We start from the raw sequence: 15,346 nt of genomic DNA on the forward strand, positions 1-15,346 counted from the left end.
CAAATCCGCCGCCGCAAGCGTATCAGGCGGCCGCAGCTTCCATCAAAAACGCACCCGCGACCCGAGCCACCAGCGCCAGCGAAACGGCACCCGCATCCGGGTGGCCGATGCTCTTTTCGGCCAGCGGCCGGGCGCGGCCGAGTTTCGGGGTCAGCGCGGAGGTCGCATCGGCGGCCTCTTGAGCGGCCTTGGCCGCCGCGTTCCAGGCTTCCACAAGCGGCCTGCCGGCGGCGGATTCCCTTTCCAGCGTCTCCACGAAAGGCACCAGCGCGTCGACCAGCGTCTTGTCGCCCACGCGCGCGCGGCCGAGACGCGTGACGCCGTCGAGTGCGAGGCGGGAGCCCTTCGCGATCGCCGCGTCGCTCACCTTATCCTCATCACTGAAGGCATTGCTCCAGGAGCGCAGGGCCAGGCCCCAGATCGCGCCCGAGGTGCCGCCGGCGCGGTCCGCCCAGGCGTCGCCCGCGGCAGCAAGCACGCTTGCGGCCCCTGCCCCAGCCGCGGCCGCCGCCTTTGCTGCGTCGAATGCGGCGGCCGAACCGCGGCGCATCCCCTGGCCGTGATCGCCGTCGCCGGCAAAGGCGTCGATGCGGCCAAGTTCCTCCTCCGCGTCCTTCAGCGCCTCGGCAATGTTGCCGATCAGCCGGGCTATGCATTTGCCGCTTTCCTTCGAGGCTTCCGCTGCGGGGCCGAAAGACTGCGGGCCGTCGGCGTCTACGATCTCGTCGGTCGCGGGTTCGGCGGCAATGATCACACCCTTTCGCAGCACCGGCGCATCCGTGGGCGCGCGCCAGAGCGCCTCCAACTCTTCGTCCAGCCAGAGAAGGGTGAGCGAGCAGCCCTGCATGTCGAGGCTGGTGACGAATTCGCCGCATTCGGGGTCGACGATTTCGAGGCCCGCATCGCTGAGCTGTCTTGCGATCGCCGTCCAAAGCACGAAAAGTTCTTCATATTTGGTCGAGCCGAGACCGTTCAGCACGGCCGCCACCTTCCTGGAGCCTGCGGGGCGCTCGGCAAGAAGCTTGCCGGTTAGAAGCTTCGCGAGATCGCTCGCCGTCGCGATCGTCTCCTCGCTGACGCCCGGTTCCCCGTGAATGCCGAGTCCGAGCGCCATCTGGCCCTTCGGCACGGTGAAAAGCGGACCGGTGGCGCCCGGAAGCGTGCAGCCGCCGAAAGCGACGCCGAAGGATACCGTCCGGTCATTGGCGTGACGCGCGAGCCGCTCGACCTCGTCGAGCGATTTGCCAGCTTCCGCTGCCGCGCCGGCGATCTTGAAGACGACGAGGTCGCCGGCAATCCCGCGGCGCTTGGCCGACGTCTCCGCGGGCGCACTCGCCACGTCATCGGTCACGGGCAGGATGCGCACGTCGATGCCTTCGGAGCGAAGCCGTTCGGCCGCAACCCCGAAATTCAGAACGTCGCCCGCATAGTTGCCGAAGCCGAGCAATACACCGCCGCCCTGGTCGGCATGGCGGCAGACGCGGGCTACCGCCGCAGTCGAGGGCGAGGCGAAGACATCGCCGGCGACCGCCGCGTCGGCGAGCCCCGGCCCGACATAACCCGCAAAGGCCGGGTAATGTCCCGAGCCGCCGCCGACCACGACGGCGACCTTGCCCTTCGGCACCTTGGTCGAGCGCACGACGCCGCCCTTCACCAGGCGGACGTTGCGCTGATAGATCGCTGCAAAACCTGCGAGTGCGGTCGTGGCGAAATCTTCCGGAGCGTCAAAGATCGTGGTCATCGCTTCAATGTCCCCTTCAATGTCCTTCTTGTCGAGGCAGGATGCGCCTCAGATAGTCCCGATTGGCGGCGCTGACGGAAAGGCCGTCACCGCCGTAATGCTCGCAGAGGAAGGGACTGTCGAAGCCATGCGCCAGCGCCATGCGAATTGCCGCCCGATAGTTGATAAGGCCGAATTCGAGCGGGGCCGGATGGGTGACGATGACGCCGGATGCCGGATCTTCCGTGCGGTTGTAGTTCTTGACGTGCCAGTATTTGGCAAAAGGCGCAACCTTCGCCATCATTTCCTGCCAATGTTCCACGGGCCGGTGCAGGCGGATGAGATTGCCGAGATCCGCATTGATGCCGACATTGGCGAGGCCTACCTCCTGAACGAAGCGCACGGAACTGTCGGCCGTGCCCAGATAGGTATCCTCATACATCTCCAGAGAGACTTCGATGCCGAGTTCTTCGGCATGGCGGCCGAGTTCGCGAACACGCGAAACCGCCAACTGCCAGGTTCCCGCATCGTCGGGGTTCTTCACGCCGTCAACCGTCCAGAACCAGAGGACTTTCTTCTGCGCCTCCGTCAGCGGACCGAAGAAGCCGAAGGACACGGAGCCCGCGCCTACGGCGGCAGCCGCCTCGACGACCCGGTGTCCGTAAGCGAGGTATTCCTCGCCATGTTCCGGGTCTATGAGGCTGCGCCGGGAGGTGGAGATCGCCGGTATCGTGAGGCCGAGAGACCGTGTCAGGCCCACGAACTGATCAAGACGCTCCACCGAAAGATCGGCCAGCCGTATCCAGCTGTCGGTCGGATCCAGTTCGGTGAAGCCGGCATCCACCACGTCGGCGAGCGTCGCCGCCCACTCCTCGACCGGCTGGTCCTGCACCGAACGGCCGTCCGGCAAAAGGTTGGGATACTGGATCATCGCGGCCGCAATCGGCCAGTTGTCACGGTTCCATTTGCGCGGCGCCATGGCGGACTCCTCGGGATTTGAAGAAATTGGATCTAGGGGTACGGGACGAGGCGGCCGGTCAGGCCGCCGCGTTGCCGTCGCCGCTCGAAGCGGCAACCTCGTTCTTGCGCCTGCGCAACGTGCCGATCAGCCAGAAGAAGAGCGGGGAGAGAAGCAGCGCAAGAGCAACGGCCATCAGGGCAGAGACAAGGCCGTTCGACCAGAAGATGTTGAGGCTGCCGCCCGACATCAGCATCGACTGGCGGAACGCGTCTTCCGCCTTGTCCCCGAGCACCATGGCGAGAACCAGCGGCGCCAGCGGGTAGTCCAGCTTCTTGAAGATATAACCCAGGAGACCGAAGCCGATCACCATGAAGATGTCCGAGACGGAGTTCGCGACCTGGTAGGCCCCCGAGAAGATGACCGCGACGATGATCGGTCCGATGATCGAGAACGGCACGCGCAGAATCGAGGCGTAAAGCGGCACCGTCGCGATCACGAGGAAGACGGCGACGACATTGCCGAGATACATGGAGGCGATCAGACCCCAGACGAAGTCCGGGCGATCGGTGAAGAGCATCGGGCCGGGCGTCAGGCCCCAGATCATCAACCCGCCCATCATCACCGCGGCGGTGGCGGAACCCGGGACGCCGAGCGCCAGCATCGGCAGCAGGGCCGATGTGCCGGCGGAATGGTCGGCAGTCTCGGGCGCGACGATGCCGCGCGGATCGCCCTTGCCGAACATCGATTTGTCGCGCGCCGAGCGCCGGGCAACGCCATAGCTCATGAAGGAGGCGGCGGTCGGGCCGGCCGGCGTGATCCCCATCCAGATGCCGATGATCGTCGAGCGGGCGATCGTCAGCCAGTAACGCGGGATCTCGATCAGCGTCCTGCCGATCTCGGAGAGGCGCACCCGCGCCTTGATGCCTTCGAAGCGCAGCCCCTCTTCCGTCGTCAGCAGGAGTTCGCCGATGCCGAAGAGTTCCCATGACGGCAATCAGGAAGCTCACGCCCTTGATCAGTTCGGGAATGTCGAAGGTGAGCCTTAGATTGCCCGAGATCGTATCCATGCCGATCGAGGCGAGCGCGAAGCCGAGCATCATCGAGACGAGCGTCTTGAAGGGTGACTGCGCGCCCATGGAGATGAAGCTCGCAAAAGCGAGGAAATAGACGGCGAAATATTCGGGCGAGGAGAATTTGAGCGCAAAGTTCGCCACCCAGCCCGAAAGCAGCGTGATCATGACGACGCCCGCAAGCGCGCCGAGGCCGGCCGAAACGAAGGCAAGCGTGAGCGCCCGGCTCGCATGACCGGCTTTCGCCATGGGATAGCCGTCGAACGTCGTGGCGACCGAGGAGGGCTCGCCCGGAATGTTGAAGAGGATCGACGTCGTCGAGCCGCCGAAAAGCGCGCCCCAATACATGCAGGACAAGAGGATGATCGCCGAGATCGGGTCCATGGAGAAGGTAAGCGGCAGAAGCAGCGACACGCCGTTCGGCGCACCGAGGCCCGGCAGCACGCCGACGAGGATGCCGAGCGTCACGCCGACGATCATCAGCAGGATGTGGTTCCAGCTGAGGATGTGGCCGAAGCCATCGATCAGAAGACCGATATTTTCCATGTCATTCCTCCCGCAAGCACTGCACCCTTGCGGGTCAGTAAATTCCGAACCAGGCTTCGACCGGTCCCTTCAGCAACGGAACCTGGAAGCCGATTTCGAAAACGATGAAAAAGAAGATCGAGACGCCGAGTCCTGCGGGGATCGCGATCCACCATTTGTAACGCCCCTGGAAGAGCATGGTCGCGGCGATGTAGAGTGCCGTCCCGACATAGAGGCCCAGCCAGGCGGAAACGGCGGCGAAGGCCGCAACCGGCAGCAGGAAAGAGGCGACCACCCTGGCGCGGGCGCCGTCGAGGAAGATCTCGCCTGTACCGCGATGCTTGAAGAATGCATGCGCGATATTGGCGAGGCTGCCGAGAACGATGAGCAGACCGATATAGAAGGGGAAATAGCCCGCATCCGGACCCATGTCGGTCCAGCCCGCACCGATGTCGAGGGAGCCGTAGCAGACAGCGATGCCGAAGGCACCCGTCAGCGCGGCGACGCCGAGTTCCACCGCAAAGCGGCTGATCCCATTCGCACTGTTCTCACTCATGATCGTGACCTTTCCAAGCGGAGAATGGGCGTCCTGAGAGGCCGAGGATGGATGCGGTTCTGCCCGCATCCTCATCCCCCGGGCCCAGGCGCCCATCGACCGGTCCTTAGTTGGCGAGCCAGCCTTCGCGCTTCAGCACTTCGCCGATCGTCGCGCCATCCTTTTCGATGACGGCTTTGAGTTCGTCGCCGGTCATATAGCCAGGAGACTGCGAGCTGTCGGCGAGATATTTCGCCCATTCCGGGGTCTCGGAGACCTTGCGCAGCACATCCGCATAGAACTGGACGACCTCAGGCTCGACTCCGGCCGGTAGCCAGACGGTGCGCGGCATCGAGTAGTTCTCGATCGGAATGCCGGCTTCCTTGCAGGTCGGGATATCGCTCCAGGCCTTGTCGCCGGCGACCTTGGCGTCGCTCGTGAACTTCGCGCTCTTGAAGACGCAGAGTGGCTTGATCATGCCGGCCTGCCATTGACCGAGGTTCTCGCTCGGATTGTTGACATTGGCGTCGAGGTGCTCGCCGGCAAGCTGAACGGCCGCCTCGCCGCCGCTCTTGAAGGGGATGTAGTTGATCTTGGCGCCGGTCGCGTCGTTGATCATCGAAGTCAGGATCTGGTCGGCGTCCTTGGACTGGCTGCCGCCGATCTTCAGGCCGCCTTCCTTCGCCTTGGCCACGAAATCGGCAGCCGTCGCGTAGTCCGCCTTGCCATTGACCCAAAGCACGAACTCGTCGGACGCGAGCGAGGCCACCGGCGTCAGGTCCTCGGACGTATAGGGCACCTTGGCGCGGACCGGCAGCAGATAGGCATTGTTGGTACCGAAGGCGAGCTTGTAGGGATCACCCTTGTAGCCAGCCGTGTAGACGAAGCCTTCCGCGCCGCCGGCGCTGCCCTTGTTGGTGACGACGACCGGTGCCTTCATCAGCTCGTACTTGCCGATGATCGCCTGGATGGTGCGCGCGAAGATATCGGTGCCGCCGCCCGGGCCGGCGGTGACGACGAATTCGACCGGACGGTTCGGCTCGAAGGCCGATGCCGGCGCGGCAAGGCCGAATGCGGCGGCCGCGATTACTGCGATGGAGACGGATTTTTTCATGCGTGGTCCTCCCTTTGAGCTGGATTGCGGCGCGAGACCTCCCCTCACGCCGGTATTCATCGAAAGCGTGCGAATTCAGGCAGCAGCCGAAAGCGCCCTCTTTTTCTTCGCCATGCGGGCCGCAAGCAGGATCGCCTCGCGTGTTGCGCCTATATCGGCGATCCCCTTGCCGGCGATGTCGTATGCGGTGCCGTGGGCGGGCGTACAGAGCGGGAACGGCAGTCCGCCCATCATCGTCACACCCTTGTCGAAGCCGATGATCTTCATGGCGATCTGACCCTGGTCGTGATACATGGTCATCACCGCGTTGAAGCCTTCCTTCAGCGCCCGGAGGAAGACCGTATCGGCCGGGAACGGCCCCTCGACGTTGAAGCCGAGCGCCTTGGCCTTTGCGACCGCCGGCTCGATGATGTCGATCTCTTCCATGCCGAAGCTGCCGCCGTCGCCGGCATGCGGATTGAGTTCCGCAACCGCGATCTTCGCCTCCTCGTAGCCGGCATCCTTGAGGCAGGCCTGCGTCAGTTTGAGTTCGGCCAGGATCGCCTCCACCGACAGGTGCGACGCCACGTCCTTGAGCGGGATATGCGACGTCACCCGCGCGTTCCACACCTTTTCGAGAACATTGAATTCACGAACTTTTCCGGTGAAGGAAAGCACATCGGCGACGAAGCGGATCTCGTCGTCATAGCCGGGATAGGCAAAGCGCATCGCCTTCTTGTTGAAGGGGGTGAAGCAGACGGCATCGGCCTTGCCCGCATGGGCGAGTTCGAGGGCGGTGCGGAAATTACGCGTGGCGAAGGTGCCGCCGGCAAGCGTCGCCTCGCCGCGAACCACATCGGCCGGATCGAGATGGGCGAGATCCACGAAGACGTGGCGGACGGTGCCGGCGTCGTCGAGCGCATCGAGCGAAGCGGCTTCCAGATCCAGCGTGACGCCGGCCACCCGGGCGCCCTCGTCGAGGATGCGGCGATCGCCGATGGCGATGATGTGCGCCGCGTCGCGGATGTCGGAAAGAGCCAGAAGCTGCGCCGTCAGTTCCGGGCTGATTCCCGCGGGGTCGCCCATGGCCAGCGCAATCACAGGGCGCCGCTCCTTCGTTCCGTCCGCTCCAGATGTCGTCATTCGAGATGTCCTCCGCTTCATGCTTGAATGTCTCATACGTCATTCAAAATTCTGCATCAAGTCTTTTGTATTCTGTATGCAGCATTTTCTGTTGACGACTTCCGGGGCAGTCTCCATGCTTGAATGAACGGCGCTGATTCAATCGCGCACACTCAAGGGGAAGGGCCGCGCGGCGGGCCCAAGGTTCAGACGAGAAAATGAACGAACTCAAATCACTGGAGCAGCGACCCATAGGCGGCCCGGGCCCCATCCGGCGCACCGCACTCCACGACACGCTGGTCAGTCATCTGCGCGACATGATCATCGAGGGCGACCTTCCGCCCGGAACCCGTCTGCACGAGGGGCAACTGGGCGAACAGCTCGGCGTATCGCGCACGCCGCTGCGCGAGGCGATCAAGTATCTTGCGAGCGAAGGCCTGGTGGAGCTCGTCCCGAGCCGCGGCGCCGTCGTCAAGCGCTTCAGCGCCAAGGACGTTCAGGACATGCTCACCGTGCTGCAGACCCTGGAGGAGCTCGCTGGCAGGCTTGCCTGCGAGGCCGCGACGGATGCGGAGATCGCCGAAGTGCGGGCGCTCCACGACGAAATGGTGCGCCGCTACGAGGCGGGCGACCGGATGCAATATTACAAGCTCAACCAGGACATTCACACCGCCATCGCCCGGCTTTCGGGCAATGCGGCCCTCGCCGACATGCATGCCATGCTGCAGACGCGGCTGAAGCGCATCCGCTTCATCGGCCATGAAGGCCCGGAGAAATGGGCCGCCGCGGTCGCCGAACATCAGGAAATGATCGCCGCGCTCGAAGCGCGCGACAAGGCCAGGCTATCGAAAGTGCTGGGGCTTCATCTGACGAAGGCCTGGGAACGGGTACGCGACGCGGTCTAGAGCGTCGACGCAAAAGCGAAATACGCCCTCTGGCCTGCCGGCCAGGGGGCATCACCGCTCGGCGCCGATCACTTCACCGCCAGCAGGCAGATATAGGCAAGCACCGTTACCAGCAGGCCACGGAAAGCGAAGCTGACACAGCGGTATTTGCCGCAGGCGATCGCCGCAAGCGCGTCCGCATTCTCGGCATATTGGCGGAAGAGATAGGCCTGATCGCCGGTCTCCGCCGCTCGGATGAAGCTGTCGCGATGACGGGACCAGGCGCCCCAGAACAGCGTCGTGGAGGTGGTGCTCTTCCTCGGCAGCACCACGAGTATAGCCGACACGATGGAGAAGACCGAAGCAAGCGCAAGCATTGCCGACAGGGCCAGCGCCATGCCGCCGCCTTCGGCGTAACGCTGCCAGGAAAAGACGCTCCGCCCTTCTTGCGAAGTGACGAGAAAGGCGAACATGAAGGTGAAGATATAGGCCGCCTTCTGGTCCGACGTCTTTATCTGATCGGCGAAGACATCGTTGATCTTCCTGATGTGATCGTAATAGGCGCCGAGTGCCACTTCCGGCCCGGCTCCTTCACTTGGCAGATCGAGTTTGTACAGATTACCCCCGGCTTCCATTCGCCACTCCCCTTTATTCGTCTCCTCTTTATTACACTCGACGAGTAAAAACATCCGCCCAAAACTGGGCTCTTGACATTTCTCCCTCTAAATTCACTGGATTCAGTATAACGAGGGGTGACACGAGAATGCGGGGAAGAAGAACGGGAGCATTGCTTGCCGCGGCGACGTTTTTTGCGCCCTTGTCTGCGCAAGCCGAGCCCGTTCCGCGCCCCTCGCCGGCCGCCGGCTCCGTTATCGCCCGCAAGTCCGGCGAGGAGGTGCGTTTCGTCGACGTTTCCAACTGGCGGGTCGTCGACCTCGCTCAGGATCTCATTCCCGGCGATGTGCTGCGCACCAATGCCACCGGCGCGCTCGCGGTCCTCTTCAGAGATCACACGCAGATAAGACTGGGGCGCAATACCGCGCTGCGCGTTAAGGAAATCGGCGCGGGCGACACGAAATTCGGGCTGGAATCAGGGACGATCTGGGCCCGGGCCGAGCGCGGCGGCGAGGGCCTGGTCATCGACACGCCGGCCGCGGCCGCCGCCATTCGCGGCACCGATTGGACGCTGACGGTCGGCCCCGACGGCAAGACCTCGCTCGTCGTCCTCGAAGGTGTCGTCGAACTCAGCAATGCCTATGGCAGCGTGACTGTGAAGCAGGGCGAAGGCGCCGTTGCGGCGATCGGCAGCGCACCGACGAAGATCGTGATCGTCACCCCGAAGGACCGCGAGCAGATGCTCTTTCATCTGTCGCTCCGCAACGCCTTCGTCTGGATGCCGGCCACGCCCTTCAGCGTTCCCGAAATGCGTCGGGAGCGCGCGCGCGTCGAAGCGAAACCCGCAGGCTTGCGCACGACCGAGGAGTGGCTGACGCTTGCGGAAATTTATCTTTCGCTCGATGGCCGCCACAAGGCTCAGGCCGCGCTCGCGGAAGCGGCGGGACGGGGCCTGAGCCGGTCCCAGGCAGCGCGTGCCGATCTCGTGCGCGCATTGATCGCCGGCTCGTCCAACCGGTATGAAGAGGCGGCGCGCTTGTTCGCCAGGGCCGAACGCGGCCTCGACCCGAGCCGCCGCACGATCGCGGCCTATGGCGGCTATTTCTCGCGCGGGCTCGCGAACCCCGAACGCGTCGAGGAGCCGCCGCGCAATGCCAGCGGCCGCTATGCGGGCATGGTCAGGGCCTGGACCGCCGGCTTCCGCGAAGACATTCCGGCGGCGATCGCAGTGATCAAGAGGGCCGAGCAGCAATATCCCGACGACCCGACCCTGCCTGCGGCACGCGCGCAGCTCGCCCTGCTGCTGGACGATCGCGACGAGCTTCGCGACGGCGTCGAGCGGGCGCTTGCGATCGACCCTGAAGACCCGACGGCGCTCGAGGCGCGCGCACATTACCGCTCTTACATCGAGAACGATCTCGATGCCGCCCTTGCCGACCTGAACAGGGCGCTCGAGACTGCCCCAGGCTCCTCGTCGATCTGGAACGCCCTCGGGCTGGTCCAGGGCGCGCGCGGCGACAACCGTGCCGCCGAGGCCGCCTTCAAGCAGGCGATCGCGCTCGATCCGCTCGATCCCGTCTCGCACGCAAACCTTGCAATACAATACATGGACGAGATGCGGATGGCCGAGGCGAAGCGCGAGATCGACGCCGCGCTTTCCGTCGATCCCTCCTTCGACGTGGCGCTCGTGGCGCGCGGCCGCTACCACATGCAGAACGGCGAGGCCGACAAGGCGGTGGAAGACCTGCTCGCCGGCTCGACGGCCAACCCGGCCTATTCGAACGCACAGCTGCTGCTCGCAGCCGCGCATTACGAGAAGGGCGACCGCGTTCCGGCAGCTCAGGCGCTCGACAATGCCGACCGGCTCGACCCGAACGATCCCGTCGTGGCGACGGTCAGAACCGCGATCGCGATCGATGCCGATGATGCCGACGCGGCCATTCGCAATGCTCAGGAAGCCCTGCGCCGCACCCGCGCCAAGGGCGGCGACACGGCGGCACTCGGCGCCAACCAGGAGCAAGGTTCGACGCTCAACGACGCCTTCCGCCTGCAGGGGTTGGATGCCTGGGGTCAATATTACGGCGACGCCGTCTTCGATCCCTTCACCGGCGCCAGCTATGTCGACCAGGCGGTGCGCGGCAGCGTCAACCCCTTCTTCAACGCTTACGATTTCACCGCCAACGCCGTCACCAGCACGGTCAATACCGCAAGCTTTTCCGCTCTCATCCAGGGGCTTCTGATCGAGCCGCATATGTTGGCCAGCCGCGAGCGAACGGTCAACCTGCTGCGTTCGCCCTTTTTCGAGACGGAGCTCGGCGGCGGGTTCACGGCAAATGAAGATCAGGTGGGCTGGATCAGCGAGACAGCCGTTCGAGGATTTACGGCCTCGCCATTCCCGATGAGCATCTACGGTACCTTCCAATGGGAAGAACCGCGCGACACGGTCGAGCGTGACGCAGGTCCGGCTATTGACCGCGAACTGCGCCTGATCGGCGGAAACGGCTACCTCACCGCGACGCCATCTCCTGATGACCGTATCGTCGCGTATCTGAATTTGGCCGACACCGAAGACAGCCAGAACATTTTCGACGAATTTGATTCGAGATTGTCCGCATATACTGACCGGCTGACAGATAACGAGTCCTCGAACCTTATTTCGGGGGTCGCCTGGAGTCACACCTTCGGCTATCGAAGTGTCGCCAACGCAGCCTTCTTCTTTAGCGACAGGGAGATCGTTGACCTCTCGCGCGCCGTTTTGTCTGACCTCCCGTTCCCCGATCTGGTTCGCATTAGGAGTGAGCAGAACGAAACGAGCTACATCGGTGCGTTGAATCACTTGTATGGCAATGGAGATCTGACATGGCGCTACGGCATCGAGGCGGGCCAAGTCGATTCGGATTTCAGGACAGACATCAGCCTTGTGTCAGTGCCACTGCCGCCCGAACTCGAATCCTCGACCAGGTCTGTAGCAAAAGCATATGTCGACGGCCTCTACGAAATCACCCCTGATCTCAAGGTCGAAGGCGCGCTGTTCGCCCGTTACATAGAGGACGTTAATGACAACAATATCCGGCTCGAACCCAAGTTCGGCTTAGCTTGGGCGCCGGCAGAGGGGCATTGGCTGCGCGCCGCCGTCCAGCGCGAGGGCTATAATTTCGGCTCTGCCACGCTCGCGCCGGTCGGCATCGTCGGGCTGCAGCCCAATCAGTTCCTGATCGGCACTGACGGCTATGCCGACACGCTGGCTCTGCGCTGGGATGCCGAATGGACCGACTGGCTCTTCACCGCCGTCGACTATCAGCATCAGGAAATCCGAAACGGTTCGATTGACTTTCCGTTCTCGCTGGATGACTTTCACTTCGACAAAGGCAGGGTCGACCGCGTGGCGCTGACCACGAATCTGGCGCTCGGACACGGCTTCGGTCTTTCGGCAACCGTGGCCCGGACGGAAAGCGACGACCTCTCGGCCGGCAGCAATGGCGACCTTCCGTTCCTGCCGGAAAATTCCGGCCAGGTAGCGCTCACCTATGTCAGCACCGCCAACATCAAAACGACGGTCGCAGCAAACTATGTCGGCGAGCGTACCGAAGGCACCACGACACTCGACGATTTCTGGACGCTCGACGCCGCTCTCCAATGGGAGCCCTTCGACAAGCGGTTCGAAGTCGAGCTCGCCGGCTTCAACCTTCTGGACGAAGAGTTCGAGGTGCGCGACGGGCTGCCCGGCTGGGGACCCACGGTCAAGGGCACCGTCAAAGTGCGGTTCTGATGAACGACTTTCGCGAGCTTCGCCTTTCCTCCCGGCGGGTAAAGCTTGCCGCCCTGACAGCTTTCGTGGCCGCCCTCGTCTCGGCTGTCTCGCTGACCGGTACGTGGTCGCTGGTGGACCTGCGCGCCTATGACTATCTCTCGATCGTCGGCCGGCCATCGCTACCGGAAGACGGCCCGGTCATCGTCGCCATCGACGAACCCTCGATGGCCGAGATCGGCAGCCAATGGCCCTGGCCGCGCGCGCTGCACGCTCGCCTGATCGAAGCCCTGAGGGCCGCCGGCGCCCGGGCGATCGGCCTCGACGTGATCTTCGCCGAACCGGCCGCCGCGCCGGAGAACGATCAGGCGCTTGCCGAAGTTCTCGGGCCGGATGTGGTGCTTGCCGGCGACGAGACGCTGATCCGCACGCCGCAGGCCGAGCAATTCGTGCGCATCGAGCCGCTACCCGCCTTTCTGGCACGGGGCGCGAAGGTCGGCATCGCCTCGGTCGGCCTCAGCGGCGACGGAACGCTCCGGCAGATCCCCGCCTATCCGGACGGTTTCGCCGCAACGCTCGCGACCGTCGCCGGCGCCGAGCCGGCGGTGCCGCCGAGAAGGGCGCTGATGCAGACCTTCGGCCCGGCCCGGACCTATCCGACCGTTTCCTATTATCAGGCGCTCGATCCCGAGAATTTCCTGCCGGAGGGCACCTTCCGCGACAGGGTCGTCATCGTGGGCCTGAGCCTGCAGAACGCGCCCACCATCGCGGGTGGTGGCGTCGATGCCTTCCCCACCTCCGACACGGTCTTCTCACGCGGCCGCGTCGCCGGTGCCGAAATCCAGGCGACCATTTACGACAATCTCGTGCACCGGCTGTTCGTCAGGCAGGCGGGCGCGGGCATTGCCATCGCGGCGATCATCCTCGCCAGCCTGGCCGCAGCCCTTGCCGTCCTCAGGTCAACGAGCTGGAAGACGCTTGGTTACGGCGCCCTCGCCCTTACTCTGATCTTTCTTGCGAGCTACGGCCTGATGCGCCTCGGCCATGCGTTCGTCTCGCCCCTCGCCCCGGCACTCGCCTTTCTCGCCGTGGCGGTGGGGCAGGCGGGCCTCGACTACGCGGATGAACGGCGGCGGCGGCGGGAAATCACCCGTGCCTTCGCGCAGTATCTCTCGCCGGCCCTCGTCGAGCGGCTGGCAAGTGACCCATCGCAGCTGAAGCTCGGCGGCGAAAGACGGACGCTCACGGTCCTCTTCTGCGACGTTCGCGGCTTCACCACCATATCGGAGGACATGAAGGACGATCCGGAAGGACTGACGACGCTCGTCAACCGGCTCCTGACCCCTCTTTCGGAGGCGGTGCTCAACCGACGCGGCACGATCGACAAATATATCGGCGACTGCCTGATGGCCTTCTGGAACGCTCCCCTCGACGATCCGGACCATGCCGTCCATGCCGTTCAGGCGGCGCGCGACATGCTTGCCGCCCTCGGTGGTCTCAACGCAGAGCTGGAAGCCGAGGCGAAAGCGGCGGGGCGTCCGCCGAAGGCGCTGAGGATCGGCATCGGCATCAACACGGGCGAATGCGTCGTCGGCAATATGGGCTCGGCCCGCCGCTTCGATTATTCGGCGCTGGGCGATGCGGTCAATCTCGCCTCCCGCCTCGAAGGTGCCTCCAAGGACTACGGTGTGCCGCTGCTCCTCGGCGAACGTACTGCAACACTCGCCGCCCGGAAATTTGCGGTTGCCGAGCTCGACCGCATCACCGTCAAGGGACGCAGCACGGTCTCCCCCGTCTTCACCCTGGTCGACGGGGCTTCGGAACCGGCGCTCGCACGCCACCGCGCCTACCTCGCCGGGAAATACAGCGGCGAGATCGCTTCCGATGACGGTTTGTTCGATGAACTCAAGGCGGCGCTGCCGCCGCTCGCGCGCTATTACGAGCGCGAGCGGGAACGGCTGCTGAAATAGCGGATGAGGGCAAATCACGGGCTTGGCGCTCAATGCAAGCCGCCGAAGCCGGCCGCGAAAACCCTCCAGGTCAGAAAGGATCAACCGAAAAAGAAGGGGCTTTACTGATGCGGCTCAGCGCCCGCAGAAAGGCGTCTCACCTCAACGGCTTTTCGGTGGTGAAGAGCGCGGCGATGCTCATGCCATGCACCTCCGCGGGGACGCTTTCATCGAGCGGGAAGCGAGCCTTGTGGTGAGTAGAATGTTCTCTACTTGGGGACGCTATGACCTGCTGTCTACCCCAGAAAAAACTTGCCCCGGCGGTGTGCGGAGCAGTGACCAGCCGGGGGATACGTGCTCTATATGGCACGGAGACCGTCTCGTTACAAGACCCACACCTAGTTTAGCAGCTATCCTTCAGCAACCAGACCGCAATCCCTCCACATGCCCCTTGCCGACATTCTCTCTGCGGATCGCTTCTCCACCTACTTGGGGTGGGCTCAGGGTGACGTGGTCTTGGGCGAGCGCCTGTATAGCTATAACGTTCGACTATCCGCCGACTTCTACGCCTCTCTTCATATGATGGAGGTTGCCTTGCGGAACAAGGTGGACGGTGCCTTGACCGCTATCCATGGTGCAGCGTGGCTCCATGACCCCGCCGTATTGACTGATAAGTACCAGCAGGATTGCGTGGCGAAGGCCGAGCAGACGCTTCTCCGCGACGGCAAGGCCGCCACCCACAGCCAGATGATCGCGGAACTGAATTTCGGGTTCTGGAGTTCGGTGTTCGGTCGCTCCTCGAACCACCTCTGGGGAACGCTTCGCCCGATCTTTCAGACCGCCGGCCTCAAGCGCGCGATCATTGCGCAAAAGCTGCGCGACCTTCGCCGGCTGCGTAATCGGATCGCCCACTATGAGCCCATTCTCGCTCAACCGATTCCGATATTGCACCAAGACATCCTGAACCTCACCGCATGGATGTCTCCGGTCGCGTCCGCGTGGATCACGACCCATGCGCTTGCCGCCTACCCTGCCACCCCGGTAATCATCAAAGACGGTGCCGGCGTTTCCATATTCGATCAGGCCCTTGCGGGCCATCTCCCCGTGTAGGTGCTCACGGGCAA

Annotated in this window: 10 protein-coding genes and 1 pseudogene; 4 read left to right on the forward strand and 7 right to left on the reverse strand. The window is 63.9% G+C overall.

Annotation, left to right across the window (positions count from 1 at the left end):
- Nucleotides 1-22: 22 nt before the first annotated feature.
- The 6 genes and pseudogenes from N0Q91_RS25135 to N0Q91_RS25160 form a co-directional block, all read right to left on the reverse strand.
- On the reverse strand, nucleotides 23-1,741 hold the full coding sequence (locus N0Q91_RS25135; RefSeq protein ID WP_275599447.1) for a dihydroxyacetone kinase family protein: 1,719 nt from the start codon (nucleotides 1,739-1,741) through the stop codon (nucleotides 23-25).
- A gap of 16 nt (nucleotides 1,742-1,757) precedes the next feature.
- Nucleotides 1,758-2,699, reverse strand: a complete 942-nt coding sequence (locus tag N0Q91_RS25140) for a sugar phosphate isomerase/epimerase family protein (protein WP_275599448.1) — start codon at nucleotides 2,697-2,699, stop codon at nucleotides 1,758-1,760.
- Nucleotides 2,700-2,757: 58 nt separating this feature from the next.
- A pseudogene (locus tag N0Q91_RS25145) lies at nucleotides 2,758-4,297 on the reverse strand (tripartite tricarboxylate transporter permease).
- A 34-nt stretch (nucleotides 4,298-4,331) separates the two neighbouring features.
- Entirely contained in the window at nucleotides 4,332-4,832 is a 501-nt protein-coding gene (locus N0Q91_RS25150; RefSeq protein ID WP_100671613.1) for a tripartite tricarboxylate transporter TctB family protein, read from the reverse strand.
- A gap of 106 nt (nucleotides 4,833-4,938) precedes the next feature.
- A complete protein-coding gene (locus N0Q91_RS25155) occupies nucleotides 4,939-5,925 on the reverse strand; it encodes a tripartite tricarboxylate transporter substrate binding protein (protein WP_018096162.1) in 987 nt (328 codons plus the stop codon).
- Nucleotides 5,926-6,000: 75 nt separating this feature from the next.
- Nucleotides 6,001-7,047, reverse strand: coding sequence for a 4-hydroxythreonine-4-phosphate dehydrogenase PdxA (locus N0Q91_RS25160; protein WP_275599449.1), 1,047 nt, complete (start codon nucleotides 7,045-7,047; stop codon nucleotides 6,001-6,003).
- 197 nt (nucleotides 7,048-7,244) lie between these two features.
- Between N0Q91_RS25160 and N0Q91_RS25165 the strand changes: the two genes are divergently transcribed.
- Nucleotides 7,245-7,931: a GntR family transcriptional regulator gene (locus N0Q91_RS25165; protein ID WP_275599450.1), complete on the forward strand. Its 687-nt coding sequence runs from the start codon at nucleotides 7,245-7,247 to the stop codon at nucleotides 7,929-7,931.
- Between the two features lie 68 nt (nucleotides 7,932-7,999).
- Here the strand turns inward: N0Q91_RS25165 and N0Q91_RS25170 are convergent, their stop codons facing one another.
- The gene (locus N0Q91_RS25170) at nucleotides 8,000-8,545 is read right to left on the reverse strand and encodes a Pycsar system effector family protein (RefSeq protein ID WP_275599451.1); all 546 of its coding nucleotides are present in this window, start codon (nucleotides 8,543-8,545) and stop codon (nucleotides 8,000-8,002) included.
- A 128-nt stretch (nucleotides 8,546-8,673) separates the two neighbouring features.
- Here N0Q91_RS25170 and N0Q91_RS25175 point away from each other — a divergent pair, with 128 nt between their 5' ends.
- The 3 genes from N0Q91_RS25175 to N0Q91_RS25185 all read left to right on the forward strand — a co-directional run bounded on the left by N0Q91_RS25175 (nucleotide 8,674) and on the right by N0Q91_RS25185 (nucleotide 15,332).
- Nucleotides 8,674-12,294: a FecR domain-containing protein gene (locus N0Q91_RS25175; protein WP_275599452.1), complete on the forward strand. Its 3,621-nt coding sequence runs from the start codon at nucleotides 8,674-8,676 to the stop codon at nucleotides 12,292-12,294.
- Entirely contained in the window at nucleotides 12,294-14,243 is a 1,950-nt protein-coding gene (locus N0Q91_RS25180) for a CHASE2 domain-containing protein (protein ID WP_275599453.1), read from the forward strand. Before N0Q91_RS25175 ends, N0Q91_RS25180 begins: the two co-directional genes overlap by 1 nt.
- A gap of 423 nt (nucleotides 14,244-14,666) precedes the next feature.
- Nucleotides 14,667-15,332, forward strand: a complete 666-nt coding sequence (locus N0Q91_RS25185; RefSeq protein WP_275599454.1) for a hypothetical protein — start codon at nucleotides 14,667-14,669, stop codon at nucleotides 15,330-15,332.
- Nucleotides 15,333-15,346: the final 14 nt, after the last annotated feature.

Source organism: Sinorhizobium prairiense, assembly GCF_029201645.2.
GTDB lineage: Bacteria > Pseudomonadota > Alphaproteobacteria > Rhizobiales > Rhizobiaceae > Sinorhizobium > Sinorhizobium meliloti_A.